Raw genomic sequence first — 24399 nt, 5'->3', positions numbered from 1 at the left:
TGAGGTCTTTAGGAAAGTGATCGCCAATATCAATGACTGAAATTACCTATATCTTATTATTATCATTGCTGGCTGGTGCGGCAATGCCCACGGGGGCATTGCTTGCTCGACTTGATCTTGTGCATCCCTATTTCTTAGGTACTGCATGGCGGCATTTTATTGTTGCTTTTGGCGGGGGAGCGCTTATATCGGCAGTCGCTTTGGTGCTAGTCCCTGAAGGGGCGGGCAAGCTTTCTCCTGTATTCGCGGCGCTGTGTTTTGCTGCGGGAGGAGTGTGTTTCTATCTGTTGGATACTTTTTTAAGTAGGCTGAACAGTTCTGTTGGTCAACTGGTCGCAATGCTTTCTGATTTTGTTCCCGAAGCCATTGCTTTAGGAGCGGCCTTTGCCTCGGGAGGAAGTGCTGGCTTTTTGTTGGCGTTGCTGATGGTTTTGCAAAACTTACCGGAAGGGTTTAATGCCTTTGAGGAGTTAAGTAGTAACTCTCAACTCTCAGCAAATAAAATTGTGCTGGCTTTTAGCGGTTTAGCGTTAGTAGGTCCTGCCTCTGCCGCCACAGGGTATTATTTGCTGTCTCAGTATGAGGAGTTGATGGGCGCTTTAATGCTGTTTGCTAGTGCGGGAATTCTTTACTTAGTTTTCCAGGATATTGCACCAGAATCTAAGCTTGCACATAAAAGCATGCCCGCAGTGGGAGCAGTTACAGGCTTTTTGCTCGGTTTAGTCGGTAATATGATGATTGCCGGTGGCTAATATAGTCAGCTATTACCCATGACCAAGCGCGTGTTGATCACGGGTATGGAAAGCTAACAAATAATAGCCAGCTTCATTGATGTGGGAAGCACAAAACAGCGCTTGGCAGCGTTCTGCTTCACCTGATGTTTAGGCCGGTGAGGCAAGTGGAGTGACCTCCACCGTTTCCTGTAACGCCTCTACCAGAGCTGCAACCTTGCCTAACGCCTCATTCACCGAGGCCGCCAGTAACTCACCACCAACTTCCTGGCCTTCGATAGCGATGTAGTGGATACGGGTAATTCCGATAAAGCCAAGCGCTGTGGCTAGATTTGGTTCCAAATGATTCAGATGAGCCATCTCACCACCTGGGTCAAAGCCTATTCCGCCCCTGGCGGTAAGAACAACAGCATGCCTTTCTCGATCTGCTAGCTTGGGTATATAGGGTTCGATCTGATTCGACTCATCGATATCGACTGTTCGACCGGGCCGCACGACTTGGTCAATCCAAGCTTTCAGGGCCGCAGGCATACCGAAGTTGTAGAGCGGCGTTCCAATCACCACAATATCAGCGGCAACTAATTCATCAATCAGTTGATCGCTCTCTGTTAGTGTCTCCTGCATCCAGTTTTCTCGACGCTCTGCGGGGGTGAAGGCAGACGCAATCCAATCATGGCTAATAATAGACGGCGGGTTTTGACCTATGTCGCGATAGGTGAGCGTGTCTTGCGGTCGGTCAAATTGCCATTGACTGACAAATTGATAGGTCAAATGGCGGCTATGCGAGCCGTGGTTATCTTTTCCTGCAATACCGGGCCGGGCGCTAGCGTCTATGTGCAGTATATGTGCCATGGTAATAGCCTCCTAATCTGAACTGAACTCATCTATGATTAACAACAGGCTCAGCTTAGTCTGGCCCTCTTGGCCTAAACAAACGATCTTTTCTTGCCGCTATAGATGAGGAAAACTCATTCATGAGCCATCGCCGATTACCCTCTCTTTCGTCGCTTCGCGCTTTTGAAGCCGCTGCTCGCCATGAAAGCGCCAAGCAGGCCGCACAAGAGCTGTCGGTCACCGCTACCGCCATTAGCCATCAGGTCCGGGGGCTTGAAGAAGCGCTGGGTGTCCCTCTCTTTCTGCGTAAACCGCGTCAGTTGGAGCTGACCGCTCAGGGCCGTGAGCTTCAGCAAGTGCTGGAAACAGCTTTTGACAGTATCAGTAGTGTGGTCGATCGATTAAGCGCTGTACCTGTTCGCCAAACCATTACGCTGTCTACAACGCCAGCTATAGCGGTGCGCTGGTTGCTACCTTGGGTATGTATGCTGCGTGACGCGCATCCCGATATTGATCTGCGTATCCACGCGACGCATGAGCCGGTCGCTCTGGATGGGGTGACGGCGGACCTTGCTGTTCGTTATGGCGATGGCCGTTGGCCTGGGTTGATAGCAGAGAAACTCTTGGATAACACCTTTATCCCAGCGTGTAGTCCACACCTAGGCTTGCACGATATAACGCAGCTACCTGGGCACTCGCTTATCCATTTCCGCAGCCCAGGGGCGGTGTCTTCGCCACTGGATTGGAGCGTTTGGCAGAAGTTGGCAAAAGTTCCTGGGCTGGACGTGAGTGCCGGGTTGGTATTTTCTGATGAAACCCACGTTATTTCGGCCGCCGTTGGTGCGCAGGGTGTGGCGCTAATGAGTCGTCAGTTGATTCAAGATGAATTGGAGGAGGGGCGCTTGGTGCAGCCCTTTGGCCCGGAATTTGAAGGCAAGCCGTTCTTTTTGGTTTACCCAGAAAGCCGACGTCATGATCCGACGGTTCTGGCTATTCGTGATTGGGTGTTGGCAGTACCGGGTGGGCTGTGCACGTTATCGGACTGAGATAATGGAATAAGTTTTATACCGTTATCTTGCATGTGCTAACTATAAATACCGCTAAGCTGCCTGCTCGCTGTTCAACACAAGTTAAGCGCTACGCACTGATTAAATGCTCATCAGCTCATCTTCTTTCTGGCCCCGGTACTCTTCCTTTTCGAATAACTTTTTCTTGGCTTAGTTGTGCGTTTTGCCGGGCCTCCGGCTTCACCTTGGGCGGTTTGTAGGCTGTGTCTCAGCTTGGCCGCATCGCTGTGGGTGAGTAGGCCACGTAGATCATCCAGGAGTGCTTGCTGAAACGCGCCGGGGTCATCCTGCTGTTCTGAGATCGCTCGAAGCCGCTGTTCCCAAAGGGCGGTGCGTTCTGGCGTGCTTACGGCGCTGGGTAAGGCGGCGATCAGCGCGCAGCCGAGTTTAGTGGCGCGCAGGGCTTTTTGCTGCCGCACCAAGTAGCCACGCTGCACCAGCGTTTCAATAATACCTGCGCGGGTTGCTTCGGTGCCAAGGCCGTCGGTGTCACGCAGCGTGCGACGCACGTTAGGGTCATCCACGTAGCGGCCTATGTTCATCATCGCTTTAATCAAGCTGGCATCAGTGAATGGTTCCGGCGGGCGGGTTTCTTTCTCCTCAACGCCTGCGCCCAGCGCTTGGCAGGCTTCCCCTTGAGTGAGCGGCGGCAGTGGTGGGGTTTCGTCGCGGGTGGTGAAGAGTGGCTTCCAACCATGATCAAGAATGCTCTGGCCACGGGCACGGAAAGCTTCATCTAGCAGGGTGAACTCTGCTTTCACCTCAAAGGTGCGCAGCGGCCGATAAAACTGCGCCATCACATTACGCACAATCAACCGAAATACATGGCCTTCAGTGGCGGAAAGTTGGCTAAAGTCCGCGGGCTTGCCGGTGGGCGCTAGGGCATGGTGCGCGCCTACCTGTTTGTCGTTCCAGGCTTTTGAGCGCAGGGTAAAGTCAGCGCCACCCAGCCACTGACGCAGCGTAGCATCGTTCTGGCAGGCGCTGCTCAAGCTACGCTGGGCCAGCGCTAGATGCTCTTCGGGCAGGTAGCGGCAGTCGGAGCGGGGGTAGGTAATTAACTTGTGCTGTTCATAAAGCCGCTGGCAAATATCCAGCACCATCTGTGCGGAGAGCCCGTGGCGGCGTGCGGCGTCTACTTGTAACGCGGAAAGCGAATAGGGTAGCGGCGGCGCTTGGCGTTTTTCCTGTTGATCGAGGGTGGTTAGGGTGCCCCGTGCGCCGGGAAGCTGTGCTGCTAAGGCATCGGCGGGAGTGCGATCAATCAGCCGTCCTTGCTCATCTAAGGGCTGGTGCTCTTTAGGTGCCCACCAGGCGCGCAGCTGGCCTTGGGCCACTTGTAAATCCACCCATAGCGGGTAGAACGGGTGAGGCTTGAAATTACGAATAGCATTGTCGCGGCGCACGATCAATCCGAGTACTGGTGTTTGCACACGGCCAACGGAAAGCACGCCGTCATGTCCCGCTTGGCGGCCGGTGAGTGTCCAGGCGCGGGTTAAGTTAATGCCATACAGCCAGTCAGCACGCGAGCGCGCCTGGGCCGCTTGAAACAGCGGCTGGTATTCCATATTAGAGCGCAGCTTGGCAAGTGCTCGGCTCACGGCGGGTTTGTTAAGGTCACTGATCAGTAGCCTCTGAACGGGGCCGCGATACTTCATGTACTCAATTACTTCCTGCACCAGTAGCTGACCTTCGCGGTCTGGATCGCCAGCGTGCACCACGCTGGTGGCCTGCTTAATCAGCTTGCGAATCACTGCCAGTTGCCCTCGCGCCTTGGGGCGCGGCATCAGTTTCCACTGCTGCGGCACAATGGGTAGCCGATCTAGCCGCCACTGTTTATCGGCAGGGTCGTAGGCTTCGGGGGGGGCTTGTTCTAGCAAGTGGCCTAGGCACCAAGTGACGGTGGTGTCGCCGCAAATCATAGCGCCATCCTGGCGTTTTGCGCTGCCGGGCAGCGCGTCGGCTATGGCCCGTGCAAGGCTGGGTTTCTCGGCGATAATCAAGCGCATACAGTGTCTAGCCCTGTCAGATAACAACAAGTTGCCATCTTAGCAGAACCCGCAACAGGTTAGCGTCTAGCTTGTGTGTTAGATGGCGAGTGAGTTGTTTTGTAAATGGATGGATTTATTGTTGTGTATAGTTTTTGTATAAAATTAACAAATTGAGTAAGCTGTCAAAAAGCAATTAATGAGGCGATTTCCATGCGCGAGCGCGGCAGAACACGACGTTTATTGGGTCTGGGTGCCCGCACGGGCGGGGCGCTGCTGAAAACTCGTCTAGGTGGTCAAGCGGATTGGCGGGCGCTAGGTGAAGCGCTGTTTGAAGGGCTTTCGGAGTTAAAAGGCCCGGCCATGAAACTGGCGCAGATTATGTCCCAGTGGGATGACCTGCTGCCCCCAGACCTGGCAAATGAGCTTGCTCGCTTGCAGCGTCAAGCAGAGCCAATGCCTTGGCCGCGTATCCGTGAAGCGTTGGTGCTGCAATATGGCGATATTGATCAGTACTTTAGCGATATAGAAGAGCGTCCGTTTGCCAGTGCTTCCATGGGACAGGTGCATAAAGCGGTCACCCATACAGGTGAAACCGTGGTGCTGAAAGTGCAGTACCCTGGGCTTGCGGATGTGTTGGAAAGCGATCTTAAGCAGGTCAAACGGATCATGAGCTTGGGCCGCTGGTTCAAAGTGCCTCAAGCGCGTTTGGATGCGCTATTTGAAGAGTTAGCGGCAGGGCTGCGTGAAGAGCTGGATTATCACGCCGAAGCACGAGCGCTGGCTCGCTATCGCGAGCGGTATCAGGATAATCCTCAGTTGGTCATACCCGAACCACTGTTTGAGTTATCTGGCCAACATGTCCTTGCTATGCGCTTTGTAGACGGTACACCGCTGCGGGATTTAGAAAGCACCGATGATGGCACTCGTCAGAAAGTGGCCGTGGCGTTGGCTGATTGGATTACCGAGGAGCTGTTTACCTACGGTGAGCTGCATGCCGATCCCCACGCCGGTAACTTCGCAGCGGATGCTGAAGGTCGCCTGATCATCTACGATTTTGGTGCAGTGATACCTGTGCCCGAAGCGCGTCTAAAAGCCATGATGCAGTTATTAGATGCCACCTTGGCGCAAGACCCGATGGCAATGGATGATGCGTTAATGAAAATGGGCGGCCGCCAGGGGCAGGGCGCGCCGCTGGCACTTTATCGAGAGTCCGCCGAGTGCGTGTCACCACTATTCTGCCTTGGTGAGCAGGACTTCAGCGATGTGCGGGTACACCGCCGCCTGCGCGAACTAACGCCCAAAGTGTGGGCTGCCATGGATCGACTGCAACCACCTGCGGATACCTTGCTGCTCTCCCGGGCACTGAATGGGCACTACTGGAACTTAGTACGTCTGCAAGCGCGTCTTGATATGCATAGCCGCACCGAGCCACTGCTAGCCTGGGCGCGTAGTCGCTAACTAATTGCCGCTGCGGGAGCGCCGCCTGTCATGCTAGACTATTGCGCTTTTCAATAGCGTTTTGAAGACAGTGGAGACGGCAATGCTGGCGGTATGGGTCGATCAACTGCTGGGATTTGCCTCTGGGGCACTCTCGGCAATTAGGAAACAGGAACACTACCCCGATTTTATGACCTGGGTACGTGACGAAGGCGCAGATTCGTTTAATGGCGATGTGGCAACTGCCCAGGCGCTTGCGCCTATTTTATGGTCGCAAACGCCGCTAGAGCGGCTTAATTTTGCGAACGAACCGTTGGCTACCCCAGGGCGCAACGAACCTTGCTGGTGTGATTCAGGACGTAAATTCAAACAGTGCTGCTACCGCGTTGACTTCCCCACGGATATCCCTGAGCAGATGATGTGGATGCTTTCCCTGCGTGAGTGGAAAGGCGCAACGCTAAAAGCGGCGCTGGAAAGCCAGCAAGCACCTGCCCAGGCGTTATTAGAAGCCGGGCTAATTGCTGCTGAAAGCGGTCAAACCGGTCGTTCAATGCAGATTCTTGAGTCACTGTTCGACGGCAGTGATTGGTCGCGGCTGCCGGAGCAGGCTGAGCCTGCGTTTGAAATTCTGTTAGATATCTATCAAGAGCGCGGTTTTACCCGCAAGCGTGCTGACCTGCTTGATGACGTTATGGAACGCGGCCCACTGTTTTTACGTGGCGTGGCGCTTGAGCGGTTGTGCCTAATGCACCTGGATAACGACGACTTAGACAGCGCCCGCGCTGCGTTCGTGAAAGCCCAGCAGGCGCTACCGGATTCACCGACGCTAGCCTACATTGAAGCCATGTTGCTGCTGCATGAAGGTCATGAGGAAGAGGCCAAAGAGCGAGCTAACTTCTGGTACCGCCGCTTGGTTCGCCAGGGCGACTTGGATGAAGAGCAACTCGAATTCCTGGCAGCTCTAGCTGAAAATCCTGGTGCCACTTTGGCCGACCAGTTGTTGAGCGCCGAAGAAGATATGGCGACGCCGCTGGTATCGCTACAGGCGCTGCTGGCGGCACTTCCTATCGCACCGAAGCTGACCATTGAGCAAGATGCCGATTCCGGTAGGTTGCACTACACCACCACTGCTCGCGAAGAAACCCTGTTTGCGGCTTGGCACGAACAGTTTCAGGTCATGGTCGATGAAGAGGTCGCCTTGGGCTTTCGCGATGACCCCTGGGGCAACGCGATAGAGTGGATGTCTGAGCTATGTGCTCACCCAGAATGGTTGGATGCCCCCCAGGTAGTGCAAGATGTAACGTTAGCACTGACCAGCCGCTTTGGTAGCCTGCCGTGGATGGCACCGAGCTTGCTGGAACCGCTGGCACTGCGCCTTTCTCGCTGGCTTGAGCAGGCCCGTGCAGCCGGTGACGGCAGCCTGTGTTGGGACGATGCCGATAACGCCATGCTACTGCGCACCGGCCTTGCGCTGGTGGTGGGCATGGAGCGCGGCGCGCGCCAGCACTCCCGTGAGTTGGCTGAAGAGCTGCTAGCCATAGACCAGGAAGATAGTCTTGGCTTAAGAGAGTTAGTACTTGATCAATTGCTGCGTGATGACCGCAATGAAGAAGCGCTAGCGCTCACTGATGAGCCCCAAAAAGATGATGGCTCTTTAGAGTTGGGGTTATTAATGGGCCGTACACTGGCGCTGTATCGATTGGAAAAGCACGATGCCGCTGAAGCAGCGCTGGCAGATGTGGTCGCTCATAATCGTCATGCGATAGAGCTGTTATGTGCCGAGAACCCGCGGCCTTCAATGCCTCACGCGGATGGTCAGGTCGATCCCGGCTCCCGTGCGGAAGCGTGGCAGTATCGTACATTGATGCGTGACCAGTGGCGCACCACGCCAGGCGCGCTGGCGTGGTTGGCGGATCACCGCTAGCTTTATTTTGCCTCTGCGATCACTGGGGTAGGCACCAACTGCTTATCCCGGCTGATCCAGATGGCTAGCAGAATGGCGGGTAAACCGAGCAGAGTGGCCACTATGAAGAAAGTGGCGTATCCCTGAGCCGTAACAACCAGCCCGCCAAAACCGCTCAGAAACTTCCCTGGTAACGTCATTAGCGACGAAAACAGTGCGTATTGGGTGGCGGTATAAGCCCGCGACGTTAAGCTGGAAAGAAACGCAATAAAGACAGCGCTGGCTAAGCCATTGGCAAGATTATCGCCAATAATGGTGACGACCAGCATGGGGAGTTGGTTACCTATCAACGCTAACGCGGCAAACAGCAGGTTGGTCACCATGACAAAGCCTGCGCCAATGATCAGCAGTGGCCCAATGCCGTAGCGAGCAACCAGCAAGCCGCCAAGAATGCCCCCCGTTATACTCATGGCAATACCAAAAATATTGGTGACGTTGGCGATGGTGGCCAGTGAAAAGCCTAAATCGATATACAGCGGATTTGCCATAGAGGCCATGGCAAGGTCGCTAATTCGGAACACCGCGATAAACACTAAAATGCCCAACGCCTTCACCCCATAGCGGCGGAAGAAGTCGGTAAAAGGGCACACAATGGCACCAATCACCCAAGCACCTAGACGTCGCAAAGCTTTCGGTTGTCCACGGCTGGCACGAATGAAGGCGCGTACCTTGGGTTCGTGAATGAGCTGAACCGTCAACGATGCGCGCTTTGGTTCAGGTCGAATCAGCACGGTGAGCACGCCAATGCCCACAAGCGCGGCCATGCAGAGGTACGCTGCGTTCCAGGAAATCGCTGAGGCCACATACAGCGCCCCGGCACCTGCCGCTAACAGCCCACCGCGGTAACCGATAATGTAAGTAGAGGCCATCGCTGCTTGTACATCGTCATCCGCGGATTCGATGCGATACGCGTCAATGGCGATATCCTGGGTGGCCGAGCCAAAGGCTATCAACAGCGCAAAGGCTGCTACCCAGCCTAAGTTGCCTACGGGACTGACTCCCGCTAAGCCAATTAGCCCTGCCGCAATCATCCCCTGGGCAAGCAGCATCCAGCCACGCCGCTGGCCAAGCATGCGGGTTAAGATCGGCAGGGCAAGTCGGTCAACGATAGGTGCCCAAAAAAACTTGATTGAGTAGAGCATGCCAATCCAGGCGAAGAAGCCAATGGCGGCCACTTCAACGCCGTCACTGCGTAGCCATGCAGAGAGAGTCGAAAACACCAGCAAAAAAGGTAAGCCTGCTGAAAAACCTAGAAACAGCATGGTGATAACAGGTGCACGACAGTAAATACCTAACGCATCCAGCCAGCTGCGCTGGGGAGTAGGGGTGGGCATGTTGGTTAACACTCCAGGAAAGAAAACGTCTGCATCGAGGCCCGCTAAAAACCGCTCAGTGGTAGACTAGGCCTGATATCCATGACAAAGCCGATAGCTTACCGGAGAGGAGTTTTCAATGTCGATTACAGCCCATCAAGTAGTCACTTTACACTACGTGTTAAGCGATGTGCTTAGCGATGGCAGTACCCGCGTGCTAGATGACTCCAACGCACGTGATAAGCCCTTAGAGTACCTCCATGGACACGATAATATTTTGCCCGGTTTAGAGAGTGCTCTGGAAGATAAAGCCGCTGGAGATGAGCTGCGTGTCACGCTTGCGCCTGCTGATGCCTACGGCATCCGTAATGAAGACTTGGTGCAACAGGTGAGTCGTGGGTCGTTTGGCAGCGCAGCGCTTGAACCCGGTAGCCGTTTCCAAACAGAAGGTGAAGCAGGCCCGCAAATTGTCACGGTGGTTAGTGTTGATGGGGACATGGTAACGGTCGATACAAATCATCCGCTGGCAGGCCATACGCTTCGCTATCAAGTCAACGTGCTGGATGTGCGTGATGCAACCCGTGCAGAGCTGGCGAAAGGCCACCCTCTACCGCCGGGAACCGAACACAGCAAAGTAGAAGATCGAAAAGTGCTTTAGCTGCAAGTTTTAGGGGCTTTAAGTTTTACAGACTTTAAGTTTCATAGGCCTTAAATCTTCGGCGTGCTCAAAATTGACAGTGTATTTTAAAGCTGCAGCGTATTTTGAGTGTTAAAAACTGACCCATATCAAGTTCCTGATGGGCCGCAAATAACCCCGCTGAAAAGCTTGACCCAGGTCAGCTTCCTGCCGCGATTAACGCACTAGGATGGTGTCATACATCACGGCAGGAGGGGATCACCATGTATTGGGATGATGCTGTTATTTTCGGTCTAGTTACTGTCGCGTTAATGATTGCTTTTATGGTTGGTTGGGTAGGTTTTATTGTACGCGACCACCTCCGTAAGGATGAACGTAAAAAGCATTAACGCCGTTGTGGTGACCGTCGTCAGGGGAGGGAGCTTGCTTTTAACAGCGAGCTTCCTGTTGCCGGCCCAGCTGGGTCGGCTTTTTTATTAATTAAAACTATGTTTTCGAGTATTCGCATTAATCGTCTGGTAAAGTACCTAGTTGTACAATAAGGCATTGTACCGCAAGGAAGCCATTTGCCATGAATGCTGCTAATTCAATCGTTGCCATACGCTGTTGCGCTCATCATTATCCCAAAGCTAGTGTTGCCTGTATTCTTCTATTACTTAGCTGGCTATCAGTGCCGGTCTATGCTCAAGCATTAAGCGTCATTAATGGTGAAAAAACCACAGCACTCTCTCTTAATGAGTTGCGCCAACAATCTACGATTACCTCGCCAGTATTTGATCCTTTTCAAGGCCGAGAGCTAGAGATGCATGGGCTTGAATTCCGTCGCTTTCTCATTAATCAGTTTGGCGAAGTTCCTCCCGCATTGCACTTTACGACATGGGATGATTACGAAGTGACGTTAGATGGCTGGGATGATCCTAAGTGGTTAATGGTCACGGCAGAGAGTGGAGAGCCACTTACATTGCGTTCGCGGGGGCCATTGCGGCTGGTTGATCTGGCTTATAATGATCAGCGTGATATCAAGAGCCTGCGTGAGTTCAACGACTGGATATGGATGATTCGAAGTATTGAGGCCCGTTGGTGATCATTGAGCCGCCGCCTTCTCCACCTGCCGTACCACTGCCACCCCCCGTTCCTTTCGCTAGGAAGCGCCGCTATGTAACGTGGTTATCATTGAGCCTCATGAGTTTTATGGCATTGATGGTAGTTATTGTTTATGAGGCGCGCTGGGTATATCCCGAAATACAGGCTTACTTCAGCCAGACAGGCAATTTGACAGGGCAGCAATTGGCTACCAGGTCTCGGGCATATTTACAGCTCGCCCAACAACATTTGTTAAGCGAACAGCCCTTTGACGATGAACAGCGACAAACGGTTAGGCTTAATCTCGATCTTGCCTATGGGCTAATTGATGTCGAGGTATATCGTCAAAGGTACAGCTGTACCCAGCCGAGTTTACAAACCCTCAATTTACTAACAGAGCGCCTTACAGAAACTACCGTGACACCGTTTGATGCTGCAGCTGAACTGTTGGGCCCAATTGATTGTTTAACGAACATTGAGATGAATCAGCTCGACCTGCGTGGTATGGCAATTAATGAGTTTTCCGAAAGCACCCGACGGTATAATCAGATTCTCACCTATTCGAGCATGGTGATTTTTGCACTAGGGCTGCTGTTTTGGGTAATGCATGAGCGTCAGTTACGGCGTACAGAGCGTGCGACTAAGCAAACCATAGCCTGGATGCAGCATGCGATGCGTGATCCGCTGACGGGGATAGGTAACCGCAGTGCGCTGCATCAGGATGTCGCTACCAAAGAAGGGGCTGCGCTTGCTTTGATCTTGGTCGATATCGACTTCTTTAAGCAGTACAACGATTCATTGGGGCATCCTGAGGGGGATCAACTGTTACGGCGCTTAGCCAGTCTGCTGAAATATGTACTGGGAGCAGAGGCAAAACTATACCGATTAGGGGGAGATGAGTTTGCCGCAGTATTGCCTTGTGATGATGATGCGTTATTGATTGGCTACTGTGATCAATTAACGTCTGTTTTAGAGCAGGCTGATTTCAAACACCCCGCGCATCCGCACAATGAAAGGGTCACCTTGAGTATTGGGGCAGTCTGCTTTACCGCAGGGGATGCGACCTTTCCAAGTGCCTATAAAGCTGCTGATAAGGCGCTTTACCGAGTAAAGAGCGCAGGCCGTAATGGTTGGCAAATTACTGCAGCTGCATAATGTTTCCACAAAACGCTGAGTGTAGTTAAAAAAAGTAAACAATGGGAAAGTGACGCTCAGCCAGTGGTTTGCTGTGTGCTTCGAGGCTAGGATTGTTTTTAAAACAGTGTTTCATAACCTTTCTAGCGATTAATCCGGAGTGCTGATATGAGCAATGAAGCCGATTTCCTGCTGAATAAACGGCGTTCACGACGTCAAGTGCTAGCAAGTTTAGGGCTTGGTGCCGCTGCACTTTACGTGGCCCCTACGCTGTTTTCCATGGGGCAAGCTGAAGCGCGTGAACATCACCATTCCCGTTCACGTTACTCGCGGCCCAGCTATTCGAGGCCCCGTTATTCAAGACATAGCTATTCAAGACCCCATTATTCTAAACCCAGGCATTCACGTCCCCATCATTCACGTCCTTACTACGCTCGCCCACAGCGCTCCCGTTGGGATGGAGACGCTGTAATTGAGATTCGCATAAGCCGCTTATTACCTCGCTGGTAAGGGGGGGGCCGTGTCTACCACTTCGATTGCTGTCGATTATGCGTTGGAAAATGTTGGCCCTTGCATACGCTTGATTGATGCAGAGCGGCTACTGCCAGTGATTCATCAAGCCATGCCAGGCTGGCGGCTAACGCCCTGTGAGGCTCAACAGCACGCACCCTCTATTTGTGTTTGGCGTCATCCTAATGGTTACTGGCAGGAAGCGCCGGCCCTGCCGGGAGGCATGTTATTAGATACACCGGCAGGAACCGCATGCAGCGTGATTGCTGATTTAGCGGGTGCTTATCTTCGACATCATCCTGAGTATATTGGGCTTCACTGTGGGGCGGTAGAGGTTAATCAACAGCTAGTAATATTTCCGGATAGTCATCGAGCTGGTAAAAGCACGCTCACGGCGGCGTTCGCCGCGGCGGGTTATAGGGTGTTTGGCGATGATGTGCTGGCACTCACTAGCTGTGGTGAAGGGATAGCGCTGGGCGTTGCACCTAGACTGCGCTTGCCGTTGCCAGAAACCCTTGCGCCGGAGTTTCATCAGTTTGTTGCCAACCACCTAGGGCCTCATGATGATCGCTATGGCTATCTGGCGTTAAATGAGCAGCAGTTGGCATCGCATGGGATGCGTTGTCCGCTAGGCGCCGTACTGCTTATTGAGCGCGATGAATCGCTCAGTGAGCCACAGCTGGTTCGTCTGCAGCCGGGAGATGGGTTATGGCAGTTGTTGCAGCAGAATTTCGCCGAGCATGAGTCGGATCAAACGTTGATTGAGCGCTTTTTGCCACTCTTAAAAGATTTACCGTGTTTTTTAATGCGTTACCGAGATGCTTACGAAGCGGCAACGTGGCTGGCAACTGAGATAGATAGTGATGGGTTTCTTGACGGTGCTGTAGCGACGAGTCCGTGTCGTCGTCAAACTGAGTCGGAGGCGTTCAAACAGCGCCAGGTGCTGGCAGCAAACGACACGCGCAGGTGGCAAATCAGCCCGGTGGCTCACGAGTTTCCATTGGGTGAAGAGCTGTTCGTCATTGCGAAAGAGGGCGGCGAAATCCATCGTTTGAATGTGACGAGTAGAGCCGTGTGGGCACTGCTGCAGCATGAGGCTCTATGCCAAGATGAAATTATTGATACCTTGATGGCTTTTTTTGTTGGCGCTAGCAGGCAAAGTATCAAGCGAGATATCTGCCAGTTATTGGGCCAATTAGTCAGCTTGGGATTAGTGCAGCCTGTCGCCGATTAGCGCTGGCACTGGCGAGGCAACCTAACTGATGATGCCTGCCAGTGTCTCTTTTATTGGCCACGATGCAGTTCTAGTCGTGGCCGTTATAAACGGTTATGCGCTGATCAGTCCTGCTTTTACGCGTAGAAAATCAACAATTGTGTCAGCCGGAACCATGGTCGCTTCGCTGTCTCGGCGGCCTTTGTATTCCAGTTCGCCGTTATCCAAACCACGATCACCAATCACTAAACGGTGAGGCACACCCATAAGCTCCAGGTCTGCAAACTTGACGCCGGGACGCGTGTCGCGGTCATCAAGCAACACGTCTAAGCCAGCCGCTGTTAGCGCTTGATAGAGACGTTCGGACTCTTCGCGCACACGTTGTGATTTGTGGGCATTCATCGGCACCAGCGCTACTTGGAACGGAGCAATAGCGTTTGGCCAGATAATGCCTGAATCATCGTGGTTTTGCTCAATGGCGGCAGCGACCACGCGGGTAACACCGATGCCATAGCAGCCCATCCACGGATGGCTGGTTTTGCCGTTGTCGCCCAGCACCGTCGCGTTCATTGCTTCGGAGTACTTTTGTCCAAGCTGGAAGACGTGGCCTACTTCAATACCACGTTTGATAGACAGCGTGCCTTTGCCGTCCGGCGAAGGGTCACCTTCGACAACGTTACGTAGATCGGCAACTTGGGGCAGCGCCACGTCACGCTCCCAGTTAATGCCGAAGTAGTGCTTGCCATCGATGTTTGCGCCCGCACCAAAGTCACTCATAAGCGCCACGCTGTGATCAATAATGATCGGCATGTTTAGGCCAACGGGGCCAAGTGAGCCTGGGCCAGCGCCAACCACGGCGCGGATTTCTTCTTCGTTCGCCATGGTGAGCGGAGCGGCTACCTGGGGCAGGTTTTCAGCTTTGACTTCATTAAGCTCATGATCACCACGGATTAGCAGGGCAATCAAACCACCTTCAGCGGCATGCACCATCAGTGTCTTGATGGTTTTCTCAATCGGCAGGCCATGCTGCTCTACCAGGGCGGCAATTGTCTTAGCGTTGGGCGTATCGACCAGATGCATCTCTTCGCTGGGGGCTGCACGCTCGGCGTTGCTGCCTAGCGGCGCGGGCAGAGCCTCAGCTTTTTCCATATTAGCGGCGTAATCGGAGGCGTTAGAGAACACAATATCATCTTCGCCTGATTCCGCCAGCACGTGGAATTCATGAGAACCCGTGCCGCCAATCGAGCCGTTATCAGCAATCACAGGACGGAAATCGAGACCCAGGCGAGTGAAGATGCGTGTATAGGCATCATACATCGTCTGGTAAGTCTCTTTGAGGGAGGCTTCGTCCAGGTGGAAGGAGTAAGCATCCTTCATAATGAATTCGCGAGAACGCATCACCCCAAAGCGCGGGCGAATCTCGTCACGGAACTTAGTTTGGATTTGGTAAAAATTAACCGGCAGCTGCTTGTAGCTGGCAATCTCTTTGCGCACCAAATCAGTAATGACTTCCTCATGGGTCGGGCCTACGCAGTAGTCACGCTCGTGGCGATCTTTCAGGCGTAGTAGCTCCGGGCCGTACTGCTCCCAACGGCCAGACTCTTGCCATAGGTCAGCAGGTTGCACGGCGGGCATTAATACTTCCTGAGCGCCGGCACGGTTCATCTCTTCGCGGACAATGGCTTCAACCTTACGCAGCGTGCGCAGGCCAAGCGGCAGCCACGTATAGAGGCCAGAGGTAAGACGACGGATCATACCGGCGCGCAGCATTAACTGGTGGCTGATGACTTCAGCGTCGGCCGGGGTTTCTTTTAATGTCGCAATCAATAATTGGCTGGCGCGCATGGGCGTGAGCATTCCTTGTTGGTAGGGGTGATGCTTAATCGTTTAGTAATGTAGCGCTTAAACTAGCGCTGAATGCGGCATTGTACGGCTAAGCGAGTAAGGCGGCAAAACCCTACGTTAACAGCTTGGCGTGTGCTGGTAAGCAAATGTGTTAAACTTGCCCGGTTTTGTGGCTCGATAGCAGTGGGCAAACAGCCGCATCTTCTCCAGCTATCGGTACGTTAGGACTTTGAGGGAACCTTCATGCAGCAAGCAGTACGCCGTTGGTTAACGGGGGCCATTGTTGGTGTCTCCATTGTAACGTTAAGTGGTTGTGGAACGCTTTTTCATCCTGAGCGTAAAGGGCAAATGAGCGGTAATGTTGACCCAGTGGTGGCGATCGCTAACGGTGTCGGCTTACTGTTTTTTATTGTGCCGGGCGTTATCGCTTATGCCGTGGATTTCTCTAATGGCACTATCTACTTACCAAGTGCGAGCAGTGCGTCGGTAGATATTCACCACTTAGACGACGCTATGGACGTAGCTTCGCTGGAAAAGCTGCTGTCAGATAAAGCGGGACAGCCGGTTAGCTTGGAAAACGAATTGTTGATGATGGAAGAAGTGGCCAGCCTGGATGAAGCGTTAGCCATGGTGCGGATGTCGGGCGTACTGGATGAAGAACGCCTCGCGACGATGTAATGCGTAATGGCCCCATATGTAGAGTCAGATAGCGCTGAACAGAAATAATAAAATGCCCCCAGTAGTGAACGCTCTGGGGGCATTTTTTATCGTATACTTGGAGCCTTTGTCAGCTTTAGTACCACCAAGCCCGCCACAAGCCCCCAGAATGCACCGCCGATACCTAACAACGTGATGCCAGAGCCGGTTAGTAAAAAGGTAACAATGGCGGCATCTCGTTGCCCGCTATTTTCAAATGCATTCGCTAACCCACCGCTTAATGTGCCAAGTAACGCTATACCAGCCAGCGACATAACTAGGACGCTGGGAAGGGCATTGAAAATACCCGTCACCGTGCCGCCAAAGATGCCCATCGCGATATAGAACACGCCCGCTGCAACGCCTGCGGTATAGCGTTTAAGAGGATTCGCATGGGCATCAGGCCCTATGCAGACTGCTGCACTAATGGCCGCCATATTGAATGCATAGCCACCAAAAGGAGCAAGTAACAGCGTTGCTCCCCCTGTCCAACTGATGAGCGGCGAACTGTTTGGCTGATAGCCTGCTGCCCGTAGCACGGCTACGCCAGGTAAATTTTGAGTCGCCATGGTAATCACAAATAGGGGGATGCCGATACTGATCAGCGTTGTCAGCGAAAAGGTAGGCGCAGTGAAAACGGGTACGGTAGGTGCTAACGGAATGCTGTGTACGTTAAGTTGACCCTGCCAAAGGGCAATAGCAATGCCGATTAACAGCACGCCAGGCACTGCGAGCGTTGGCCATAGGCGCCGACCTGCTACCCAAGCGGCCAACATGGCCAGTGGTAGCAGCCATTGGCTTTCCATAACGTTAAACAGCTCTAGGCCAAAGCGCAGCAAAATACCTGCCAGTAGAGCCGAGGCGATTGCGCTGGGAATGTAGCGCATCAAGCGCTCGAATAAACCTGTTACGCCGCAGAGCGTAATGAGCAGCGCGGAGAAGAGGAAGGCACCGATCGCTTCATCAAGTGGAATGCCAGGAAGATTCGTCGCCAAAAACGCCGCGCCTGGCGTTGACCACGCAGTCAATAAAGGCATCCGGTAGCGCAGCGATAGTCCTATCGAGGTAATGCCCATGCCAATGCCCAACGCCCACAGCCAAGAGCTGATTTGCGCAGTGCTGGCGCCCGCCGCGGCTGCCGCCTGGAAAATGATGGCCGCTGAGCTTGTATAACCAATAGTGACCGCAACGAAACCTGCAGTGACGGCCGAGAGGCTAATGTCTCGCCAGAAAGGAGTTCTATGGCTTCCAGCGGGCTGTAGAGTTGGTGGCGCCTCCATAGTGTTACCTCGTTTACGTTGGGTGGCGTGCGCTATAGCGCACAATGCTGCCAGACTATCACTGTGCGTTATAGCGCACAATATTGGCATCGCCGGTGTTCATCGCTGACCGGATAGGTAAACTACGACACTAAATTCTATGGAGAGCCGCATAGTGAGTGATCCTCATACCATTGCCGAGCACATTGCGGGAACCGTTAAAAAGCTACGTAAAGAGCGTGGTTGGAGCCTGGATCGCGCGGCGGGTGAAACGGGTGTGAGTAAAGCCATGTTGGGACAGATAGAGCGTGGTGAGTCTAGCCCTACCATCTCAACGCTTTGGAAGATCGCGAGTGGTTTTCGGGTGTCGTTTTCAACCCTGTTTGATGGTGACAAGCCTGCGTTAGGCGAACTACACAGAGATGGCTGGGAGTCCGTTTGGGGCGATGATAGCGCCGGGATGCAAGCGCGGCTGCTTTTCCCTTACGACCCGCTGCTGGGTTTTGAAATGTTTATGATTGAGCTAGCACCAGGGGCGATCAGTGAGTCGTCTCCCCACGCCAGCGGTGTGGTAGAACACATCGTCGTTGTCGAGGGCGAGATGGAGCTACGCATTGACGAGCGTTGGCAAACGCTACGAGTGGGCGAGGGGCTGCGCTTTTTTGCTGACCGACCCCACGCCATGCGTAACAGCGCTACAACGCGGCTACGTTTTCACGATGTGATTCACTATTTGCCAGGCGCTGCTTCAGGCACTTGAGCACGTAACCAGTTGAGTTCGTCAGCCCAAATGCCGGGTTCGACGGTTTCCAGAATCATCGGTATGTCATGAATGCGTTCGTCTTGCATGATCGTTGTGAACGCGTCCAGGCCGATATTGCCTTTCCCCAGGCTGTGGTGGCGGTCTACACGGCTGGCGAAGGCACTCTTGGCATCGTTTAAATGCATACCGCGTAAATACTCAAAGCCGACCACCTTGCCTAGCTCATCCAACGTTGCTTGGGTGGCCTCGGCGGTACGTAGGTCATACCCAGCGGCGAAGGCATGGCAGGTATCAATACAAACGCCAACACGGGTTTTATCATCGACGTGGGCAATGATTTCCGCTAAATGCTCGAAGCGCCAGCCAAGGTTGGTGCCTTGCCCGGCGGTGTTTTCAATCACTGCCGTAACACCTTGTGAGGCTAGCAATGCTTCGTTGATGGAGTCTGCAATGCGTTTCAGGCAGTCGGCTTCGCTGATTTTGTTCAGGTGACTGCCAGGGTGGAAGTTCAATAACGTGAGACCTAGTTGCTCACAGCGCTGCATTTCGTCTAAAAACGCAGCGCGTGATTTTTCAAGCCCAGCGGTTTCCGGATGGCCTAGGTTAATCAGGTAGCTGTCGTGGGGTAAAATTTGTTCTGGGCCAAACCCGTGGGTTTGGCAGGCTTGTTTAAACGCCGCAATGGCCTCGTCGGTCAGCGGTTTACCTTTCCACTGCCGCTGGTTTTTGGTGAACAGAGCAAAGCCATTTGCGCCAATTTCTACCGCACGGAACACTGCTTGATCCGCGCCACCTGCGGCGCTTACGTGGGCACCAAGATAGTGCATAGTCTTCCTTAGGTAGAGTAGTGAGTATTGACGAATTTAACCGTGTCGACGTCGATTATTCAAATAGCGTTGAAATGCTTCAGGCTCATCAGTAATCGCGCTGGCTACTCCCCAGCCCCAGCGGCTTTCAAAAGCGCTGGGGTCGTTGGCGGTATAGCATAAAATTTCATAGCCATCTCGGCGCATGGCAGCAGCCTGTGTGTGTTTTAAGCGTGGCCAATGAGGGTGAATGCTAAAGGCGTCGATGGCTTGACACTGGTCACGCCAAGTTGGAGGTGTGCTGCCAAACAGTACGCCCAGCGCGAGGGCTTCTTTGGGTGCAAAGTGGCGGCATCGAGCTAACGCTCGGGCATCAAACGAGGACACAATCAGCCGTTCGGCGGGCAGTGTTGCTAATACGATTGGTAATACGGTATCCACCAAGGCGATGGGGTCACGGCCTTTGTTTACCTTGATCTCTAAATTCACCCCCATATTGAGTTCGTTCAATAGCGCCAGCATGGCCTCTAGACTGGCCATCTTTTCACCTGCAAACTCATCGCCAAACCAACTGCCGACGTCAAGCTGTTGCGCACGCTGCCACGTCAGGTTAGCGAGGTTGCCACGGCTATCGGAGCAGCGGCTAATATCGCCATCATGCCAGATGACAGGGGTACCATCGCCCAATAGTTGAACGTCTAATTCCACCCAAGTAATGCCCGCTTGATGAGCGGCACGCACTGCCGTTAGGGTGTTTTCAGGTGCGGCGGCTGAGTATCCGCGATGGGCTATAAGCGTAGGCAAACAGATTGCTGGGTGCGTCATAGTCTGTCCGTTTTAGAGTAATCGATAAGCATTGTTATCAACATTTTTCAGATAGTCTAGCATGGGTGCATGACAGCAATATGTCCTGTATGGCTGGCTAATCGCTTGATTTGAGGCGCACAACGCGGTTGGATAGCCTGCTAATGTGTGTCCAGTAATTAACAATGGGAGTTTGCCCAGATGTCTAAACGTATTCAGTTTTCAAAAACGGGCGATTCAGATGTATTGGAGTGGGTCGACACAGCGCCTAAGGCACCCGGCAGCGGTGAAGTGCGTATTGCTAATAAAGCGGTGGGCCTGAATTTTATTGATATCTACTTTCGTACCGGGCTCTATCCTGCGCCATCTATGCCTTCTGGATTAGGCACCGAAGGTGCAGGGATTGTCGACGCTGTGGGTGAAGGTGTTACCCATCTAAAAGAGGGTGACCGGGTAGCGTATGCACAAGGGCCATTGGGTGCCTATGCAGAGATGCATACCTTGCCAGCGGCCAAGGTGATTAAGCTGCCGGACTTTATTGATTTTGAAACCGCTGCGGCCAGTATGCTGAAAGGGTTAACCGTGCAGTATCTGCTGCGGCAAACTTATGAGCTAAAGGGCGGTGAGACCATTCTTTTTCATGCCGCTGCTGGAGGCGTTGGCTCGATTGCCTGCCAGTGGGCCAAGGCGCTTGGTGTTAAGCTGATTGGGACGGTTAGCTCAAAAGAGAAAGCAGACTTGGCGATGGCCAACGGTGCATGGGCAACGATCAACTACAGCGAAGAGAATGTGGTAGAGCGGGTGCGTGAGCTAACCAATGGCGAAATGTGCGATGTGGTTTATGACTCCGTAGGAAAAGATACCTGGGAAATGTCGTTAGACTGTCTAAAGCCTCGTTCGCTAATGGTCAGCTTTGGTAATGCGTCTGGTCCCGTAGACGGGGTGAATATAGGTATTCTGAACCAAAAAGGCGCGCTCTTTGTAACCCGCCCAAGTTTGAACGGCTATGCTGACACCCGTGAACGCTTTGAAATGATGTGCGATGACTTTTTTGGCATGATCAAAAGCGGCAAACTTCGTATTGACGTAGCAAATCGCTACCCGCTTCAGGACGCAGGAAAGGCTCAAGATGCCCTGCAAAGCCGTCAAACAACTGGCTCGACCGTGCTACTTCCTTAACTCACCTGACTAAACGACCACGCTTTACAGCCACTTTTTGCAACATGGAGTGAGCTGCGTGGCTTAGTCGTTCTTTAATCACTTTTTATGAATGCCTGGCCACGCCAGGCATTTTATTGCTCCAACGTTCTTTTGTTGCTCTGCGCTGCTAGGGCTATACGGCCGTATAGTCATCATCTACTGTGTTGCTAGTGAGTTGGCGCCTCAGCCGAGCGTACCCACACAAGGAGAGGGACACCGCATGACAATGGAAAGCATTGGGCTTGCGCCTAGCACGTTGGTTTTTATCATTTTGGGATTAACGCTTGCCGCTTTTATGTGGGGGCGATTTCGCTATGATCTCGTTGCGCTTGCGGCGTTGCTCGGCTCGGTAATGCTTGGGCTTGTGCCCACCGATGAAGCTTTTAAAGGCTTTGGGCATCCGGCGGTGATTACGGTGGCCGCGGTATTGGTCATTAGCCGAGGGTTTGAGCGCTCGGGTGTTGTCGATATTATCGCCAATCAAGTGCTCAAAGTAGGTGAACGGCTGCTACTGCAGTTGCTGGTATTAGTGGGTACGGTCGTGGTGCTTTCTGGGGTGATGAATAACGTAGGGGCACTGGCGTTACTGTTGCCCGTTGCCATGCGGCTTGCTCGAGAGCACAACACATCCCCGTCGCTGTTATTAATGCCGTTGGCGTTTGGTTCATTGCTGGGAGGCTTAACCACGCTGATTGGCACGCCACCTAACATTATTATTGCCACATACCGGGGTAATATCACCGGTGAAAACTTCGGCATGTTCAGCTTTACCCCGGTGGGGGTTGCTGTTGCGTTAGTCGGCCTGGCGTTTATTGTGCTTGTGGGCTGGCGCTTAACGCCTAAGCGCAGTGGGCAGGCTTCAACCGAAGAAATGTTTGATACTGCTAATTATTTGGTTGAGCTAAAGGTTTCAGAAGAGTCAAAGGCTAATGGTCTGACACTCCAGCAACTACATGATGAGCTAGAGGAGGCTATTCCGGTTCTTGCTGTGGTACGAGAAGATAATCGCCGCGCCGGGTACTCATTTCACGGGGTGCTTCGGGAAGGGGATATTTTGCTGCTGGAAGCAGGGCCTGATGAACTTAAGCTGCTGGAAGACAAAGTAGGGCTGAGCGCGATTGCGGAATCCGAAAAAGATGAGAAAGACAGTGATGAGACTGATAGTGAAAATGCAGATTCACAGCCCTCGGATGAGCGCCAGCCTGTCAATACGGAAGGTCTGCAGCTGATTGAAGCGGTGGTGCGTAACGATTCGATGATGGTCAATCGGAGCGTACGCCAGCTGCGGTTAAACCAGCAGTTCGGGCTGCATTTAGTGGCGGTGGCCCGCGATGGAGGGCGTTTAAAGCAGCGTCTTCGGGACATTCGTTTTCAAACCGGTGATGTACTGCTGTTACAAGGAAGTGAAAACGAAATCGCCGATAGCTTAGCGACCCTTGGGTGTTTGCCGCTGGCTAACCGTGAGCTTCACTTAGGGCAACCGCGAAAGTTGGCGCTGTCGATCGGTATTTTTGCCCTCGCCATTATGGCGATGCTGTTTGATTTGCTTCCTGCGGCTGTTGCTATGAGTAGCGCGGCGTTGATATCACTGCTGATAGGAGTGCTGCCGCTGAGAGAAGGTTATCAAGCCATTGATGGGCCCGTTATTGTTCTCCTGGCGGCCATGCTGCCGGTTGGTGAGGCGCTTGAAACGAGCGGTGGCGCTGAAATTATTGCTGATGCGCTACTACGATTTGGCGTTGAGTGGCCCATCACTGTTTCATTAGCAGGGCTATTTATTCTCTCGATGTTACTTTCCAACGTGGTCAATAACGCCGCAGCCGCGTTGTTGATGGCGCCTATTGCCGCCAGTCTTGCGAGTGGTTTTGATGCATCACTCGATCCCTTTCTAATGGTGGTCGCTGTCAGCGCCTCATGCGCCTTTCTAACCCCGATAGGCCACCAGTCCAATACGCTAGTGTTAGGCCCGGGTGGTTACCAGTTCGGTGATTATTGGAAGCTAGGCCTTCCACTTTCGTTAGTGGTGATGGTGGTCGCTATTCCTGCCATTTTATGGGTCTGGCCGCTCTAATCGAGCAGGTACTTGGCGAAAAATGAGAGCTTAATGTTCGTATTATTAAATTTCGAAAATTTGCTACTCTATAGCTCATAGAGAACAGCTCTTAAACACTAATAAATAACGAATAGGCCGAGCTTATGAACCAACAGTTTCGCCAAGATGCTATCGTCGAGCTAGTACGCCAGCATGGCTATATGAGCATTGAGCAACTGACCGATCACTTTGCAGTGACGCCACAAACCATTCGGCGTGATTTAAATACGCTAGCAAACGAAGGGCGGGTTCGTCGTGTGCATGGCGGTGTAGGAATAGAGTCGAGCACTGTTAACACCGCCTACAGCACGCGTAAAACGCTACATTTAGAAGAGAAAGAGCGGATTGCTCACTGCCTGGCGCAGCAAATTCCTCATCACTCCTCACTGTTTATTAATATCGGTACCAGTAACGAGGTGATCGCCCAGGCGCTGCTTGAACACCAGGGTTTAGAAATCATTACCAATAATCTGAACGTGGCCGCCATTCTTCAGCACAAAGAGGACTTCACGGTGATTATTGCTGGCGGGCAAGTTCGCTCTCGCGATGGCGGTATTATCGGCGAAGCCACTATCGATTTTATCAATCAATTTAAAGTGGATTACGGGATCATCGGGATCAGCGGTATTGATGAGGATGGCTCGCTTCTTGAATTTGATTACCAGGAAGTACGCGTTGCTCAAGCGATTATTGCCAATTCGCGACGCATTTATCTCGCCGCAGATTACTCAAAATTTCATCGTAATCCGGTGGTGCGCCAAGGGAATATTTCCCAGCTCGATGCTCTGTTCACTGATCGGAAGCCTCCTGAGTCGATTCTGCAGCTGTTATCGCAGCACGGTGTTGCGTTGCATATCGCTTAAGCATGATGCGTAAGCTAAGGCGGAGCACGGCCCTCGACGCGTTTAAGAGTGAAGGAGAGTAGTTTCATACTTGAGCATTTGGGGCGGCTAGAGTAGCCTTGGATGATAATAAAGCGAAACAAAACACACAAAACCGAAAGAACCTACAACAAAGTGAA

Annotated in this window: 22 protein-coding genes; 15 read left to right on the top strand and 7 right to left on the bottom strand. The window is 52.9% G+C overall.

The features are described from left to right. The first annotated feature begins 32 nt into the window (after positions 1–32). Positions 33–752, top strand: coding sequence for a ZIP family metal transporter (locus CEK60_RS07895; protein WP_089038558.1), 720 nt, complete (start codon positions 33–35; stop codon positions 750–752). 129 nt (positions 753–881) lie between these two features. On the opposite strand, the gene CEK60_RS07890 is transcribed toward CEK60_RS07895, so the two are convergent. Continuing rightward, a complete protein-coding gene (locus tag CEK60_RS07890; RefSeq protein WP_089038557.1) occupies positions 882–1583 on the bottom strand; it encodes an FMN-dependent NADH-azoreductase in 702 nt (233 codons plus the stop codon). A gap of 122 nt (positions 1584–1705) precedes the next feature. On the opposite strand from CEK60_RS07890, the gene CEK60_RS07885 reads away from it, so the two are divergent. After that, entirely contained in the window at positions 1706–2611 is a 906-nt protein-coding gene (locus CEK60_RS07885) for a LysR substrate-binding domain-containing protein (RefSeq protein ID WP_089038556.1), read from the top strand. 113 nt (positions 2612–2724) lie between these two features. Here CEK60_RS07885 and CEK60_RS07880 read toward each other — a convergent pair whose 3' ends face one another. Further along, entirely contained in the window at positions 2725–4641 is a 1917-nt protein-coding gene (locus tag CEK60_RS07880; protein ID WP_089038555.1) for a DNA topoisomerase III, read from the bottom strand. A 192-nt stretch (positions 4642–4833) separates the two neighbouring features. Here CEK60_RS07880 and CEK60_RS07875 point away from each other — a divergent pair, with 192 nt between their 5' ends. Both CEK60_RS07875 and CEK60_RS07870 read left to right on the top strand, forming a co-directional pair. Further along, complete coding sequence (locus CEK60_RS07875; protein ID WP_089038554.1) at positions 4834–6081, top strand: ABC1 kinase family protein; 1248 nt, start codon at positions 4834–4836, stop codon at positions 6079–6081. 82 nt (positions 6082–6163) lie between these two features. Further along, positions 6164–7984: an SEC-C domain-containing protein gene (locus tag CEK60_RS07870; protein ID WP_089038553.1), complete on the top strand. Its 1821-nt coding sequence runs from the start codon at positions 6164–6166 to the stop codon at positions 7982–7984. A 2-nt stretch (positions 7985–7986) separates the two neighbouring features. Here CEK60_RS07870 and CEK60_RS07865 read toward each other — a convergent pair whose 3' ends face one another. Continuing rightward, positions 7987–9357 carry an AmpG family muropeptide MFS transporter gene (locus tag CEK60_RS07865; protein WP_089038552.1) on the bottom strand — a complete coding sequence of 457 codons (1371 nt, stop codon included), beginning with the start codon at positions 9355–9357 and terminating at the stop codon, positions 7987–7989. A 118-nt stretch (positions 9358–9475) separates the two neighbouring features. On the opposite strand from CEK60_RS07865, the gene CEK60_RS07860 reads away from it, so the two are divergent. The 6 genes from CEK60_RS07860 (at position 9476) to CEK60_RS07840 (ending at position 13934) form a co-directional block, all read left to right on the top strand. Then, positions 9476–9994: an FKBP-type peptidyl-prolyl cis-trans isomerase gene (locus CEK60_RS07860; protein WP_089038551.1), complete on the top strand. Its 519-nt coding sequence runs from the start codon at positions 9476–9478 to the stop codon at positions 9992–9994. A 242-nt stretch (positions 9995–10236) separates the two neighbouring features. Next, entirely contained in the window at positions 10237–10362 is a 126-nt protein-coding gene (gene ccoM / locus CEK60_RS22795; RefSeq protein WP_269768700.1) for a cytochrome c oxidase subunit CcoM, read from the top strand. Positions 10363–10544: 182 nt separating this feature from the next. After that, complete coding sequence (locus CEK60_RS07855; RefSeq protein ID WP_089038550.1) at positions 10545–11057, top strand: hypothetical protein; 513 nt, start codon at positions 10545–10547, stop codon at positions 11055–11057. Positions 11058–11164: 107 nt separating this feature from the next. Beyond that, entirely contained in the window at positions 11165–12211 is a 1047-nt protein-coding gene (locus CEK60_RS07850) for a GGDEF domain-containing protein (RefSeq protein WP_319022057.1), read from the top strand. 277 nt (positions 12212–12488) lie between these two features. After that, positions 12489–12662: a hypothetical protein gene (locus CEK60_RS22100; protein ID WP_157698019.1), complete on the top strand. Its 174-nt coding sequence runs from the start codon at positions 12489–12491 to the stop codon at positions 12660–12662. 48 nt (positions 12663–12710) lie between these two features. Further along, a complete protein-coding gene (locus CEK60_RS07840) occupies positions 12711–13934 on the top strand; it encodes a PqqD family protein (protein WP_089038547.1) in 1224 nt (407 codons plus the stop codon). Positions 13935–14027: 93 nt separating this feature from the next. Here CEK60_RS07840 and CEK60_RS07835 read toward each other — a convergent pair whose 3' ends face one another. Further along, positions 14028–15758: a proline--tRNA ligase gene (locus tag CEK60_RS07835; RefSeq protein ID WP_089038546.1), complete on the bottom strand. Its 1731-nt coding sequence runs from the start codon at positions 15756–15758 to the stop codon at positions 14028–14030. A gap of 243 nt (positions 15759–16001) precedes the next feature. Here CEK60_RS07835 and CEK60_RS07830 point away from each other — a divergent pair, with 243 nt between their 5' ends. Then, on the top strand, positions 16002–16436 hold the full coding sequence (locus CEK60_RS07830; protein WP_089038545.1) for a hypothetical protein: 435 nt from the start codon (positions 16002–16004) through the stop codon (positions 16434–16436). Positions 16437–16522: 86 nt separating this feature from the next. Here CEK60_RS07830 and CEK60_RS07825 read toward each other — a convergent pair whose 3' ends face one another. Next, positions 16523–17734, bottom strand: a complete 1212-nt coding sequence (locus CEK60_RS07825) for a benzoate/H(+) symporter BenE family transporter (RefSeq protein ID WP_089038544.1) — start codon at positions 17732–17734, stop codon at positions 16523–16525. A 151-nt stretch (positions 17735–17885) separates the two neighbouring features. Here CEK60_RS07825 and CEK60_RS07820 point away from each other — a divergent pair, with 151 nt between their 5' ends. Next, positions 17886–18473, top strand: coding sequence for a helix-turn-helix domain-containing protein (locus CEK60_RS07820; RefSeq protein ID WP_089040878.1), 588 nt, complete (start codon positions 17886–17888; stop codon positions 18471–18473). Here CEK60_RS07820 and nfo read toward each other — a convergent pair. Together nfo and CEK60_RS07810 are read right to left on the bottom strand one after the other, a co-directional pair. Next, the gene (nfo, locus tag CEK60_RS07815) at positions 18443–19303 is read right to left on the bottom strand and encodes a deoxyribonuclease IV (protein ID WP_089038543.1); all 861 of its coding nucleotides are present in this window, start codon (positions 19301–19303) and stop codon (positions 18443–18445) included. The two genes, CEK60_RS07820 and nfo, sit on opposite strands and share 31 nt — an antisense overlap. Before the next feature lie 36 nt (positions 19304–19339). Next, positions 19340–20107, bottom strand: a complete 768-nt coding sequence (locus CEK60_RS07810) for a glycerophosphodiester phosphodiesterase family protein (protein WP_089038542.1) — start codon at positions 20105–20107, stop codon at positions 19340–19342. Positions 20108–20287: 180 nt separating this feature from the next. Between CEK60_RS07810 and CEK60_RS07805 the strand changes: the two genes are divergently transcribed. From CEK60_RS07805 to CEK60_RS07795, 3 genes are all read left to right on the top strand, one after another. Beyond that, on the top strand, positions 20288–21265 hold the full coding sequence (locus tag CEK60_RS07805; RefSeq protein ID WP_089038541.1) for an NADPH:quinone reductase: 978 nt from the start codon (positions 20288–20290) through the stop codon (positions 21263–21265). A 241-nt stretch (positions 21266–21506) separates the two neighbouring features. After that, positions 21507–23357 (top strand): SLC13 family permease, encoded by a 1851-nt coding sequence (locus CEK60_RS07800; RefSeq protein ID WP_089038540.1) that lies wholly within the window; start codon positions 21507–21509, stop codon positions 23355–23357. Positions 23358–23482: 125 nt separating this feature from the next. Then, positions 23483–24241 (top strand): DeoR/GlpR family transcriptional regulator, encoded by a 759-nt coding sequence (locus CEK60_RS07795; RefSeq protein ID WP_038484959.1) that lies wholly within the window; start codon positions 23483–23485, stop codon positions 24239–24241. Positions 24242–24399: the final 158 nt, after the last annotated feature.

Origin of the sequence: Halomonas sp. N3-2A (genome assembly GCF_002216165.1) — a bacterium.
In the GTDB taxonomy this organism is placed as follows: Bacteria; Pseudomonadota; Gammaproteobacteria; order Pseudomonadales; family Halomonadaceae; genus Vreelandella.
Note: the sequence above shows the minus strand (reverse complement) of the source record. Positions and strands in the feature narration are given on the sequence as shown.

Bases quoted from the DNA above. Each gene is read 5' to 3' on its own strand.
- CEK60_RS07875 (WP_089038554.1), top strand. From the start codon at position 4,834: ATGCGCGAGCGCGGCAGAACACGACGTTTATTGGGTCTGGGTGCCCGC.
- CEK60_RS07860 (WP_089038551.1), top strand. From the start codon at position 9,476: ATGTCGATTACAGCCCATCAAGTAGTCACTTTACACTACGTGTTAAGC.
- CEK60_RS07890 (WP_089038557.1), bottom strand. From the start codon at position 1,583: ATGGCACATATACTGCACATAGACGCTAGCGCCCGGCCCGGTATTGCA.
- nfo (WP_089038543.1), bottom strand. From the start codon at position 19,303: ATGCACTATCTTGGTGCCCACGTAAGCGCCGCAGGTGGCGCGGATCAA.
- CEK60_RS07880 (WP_089038555.1), bottom strand. From the start codon at position 4,641: ATGCGCTTGATTATCGCCGAGAAACCCAGCCTTGCACGGGCCATAGCC.
- CEK60_RS07855 (WP_089038550.1), top strand. From the start codon at position 10,545: ATGAATGCTGCTAATTCAATCGTTGCCATACGCTGTTGCGCTCATCAT.
- CEK60_RS07850 (WP_319022057.1), top strand. From the start codon at position 11,165: ATGGCATTGATGGTAGTTATTGTTTATGAGGCGCGCTGGGTATATCCC.
- CEK60_RS07825 (WP_089038544.1), bottom strand. From the start codon at position 17,734: ATGGAGGCGCCACCAACTCTACAGCCCGCTGGAAGCCATAGAACTCCT.
- CEK60_RS07795 (WP_038484959.1), top strand. From the start codon at position 23,483: ATGAACCAACAGTTTCGCCAAGATGCTATCGTCGAGCTAGTACGCCAG.
- CEK60_RS07895 (WP_089038558.1), top strand. From the start codon at position 33: ATGACTGAAATTACCTATATCTTATTATTATCATTGCTGGCTGGTGCG.
- CEK60_RS07805 (WP_089038541.1), top strand. From the start codon at position 20,288: ATGTCTAAACGTATTCAGTTTTCAAAAACGGGCGATTCAGATGTATTG.
- CEK60_RS07800 (WP_089038540.1), top strand. From the start codon at position 21,507: ATGACAATGGAAAGCATTGGGCTTGCGCCTAGCACGTTGGTTTTTATC.
- ccoM (WP_269768700.1), top strand. From the start codon at position 10,237: ATGTATTGGGATGATGCTGTTATTTTCGGTCTAGTTACTGTCGCGTTA.
- CEK60_RS07885 (WP_089038556.1), top strand. From the start codon at position 1,706: ATGAGCCATCGCCGATTACCCTCTCTTTCGTCGCTTCGCGCTTTTGAA.
- CEK60_RS07865 (WP_089038552.1), bottom strand. From the start codon at position 9,357: ATGCCCACCCCTACTCCCCAGCGCAGCTGGCTGGATGCGTTAGGTATT.
- CEK60_RS07870 (WP_089038553.1), top strand. From the start codon at position 6,164: ATGCTGGCGGTATGGGTCGATCAACTGCTGGGATTTGCCTCTGGGGCA.
- CEK60_RS07810 (WP_089038542.1), bottom strand. From the start codon at position 20,107: ATGACGCACCCAGCAATCTGTTTGCCTACGCTTATAGCCCATCGCGGA.
- CEK60_RS07835 (WP_089038546.1), bottom strand. From the start codon at position 15,758: ATGCGCGCCAGCCAATTATTGATTGCGACATTAAAAGAAACCCCGGCC.
- CEK60_RS07830 (WP_089038545.1), top strand. From the start codon at position 16,002: ATGCAGCAAGCAGTACGCCGTTGGTTAACGGGGGCCATTGTTGGTGTC.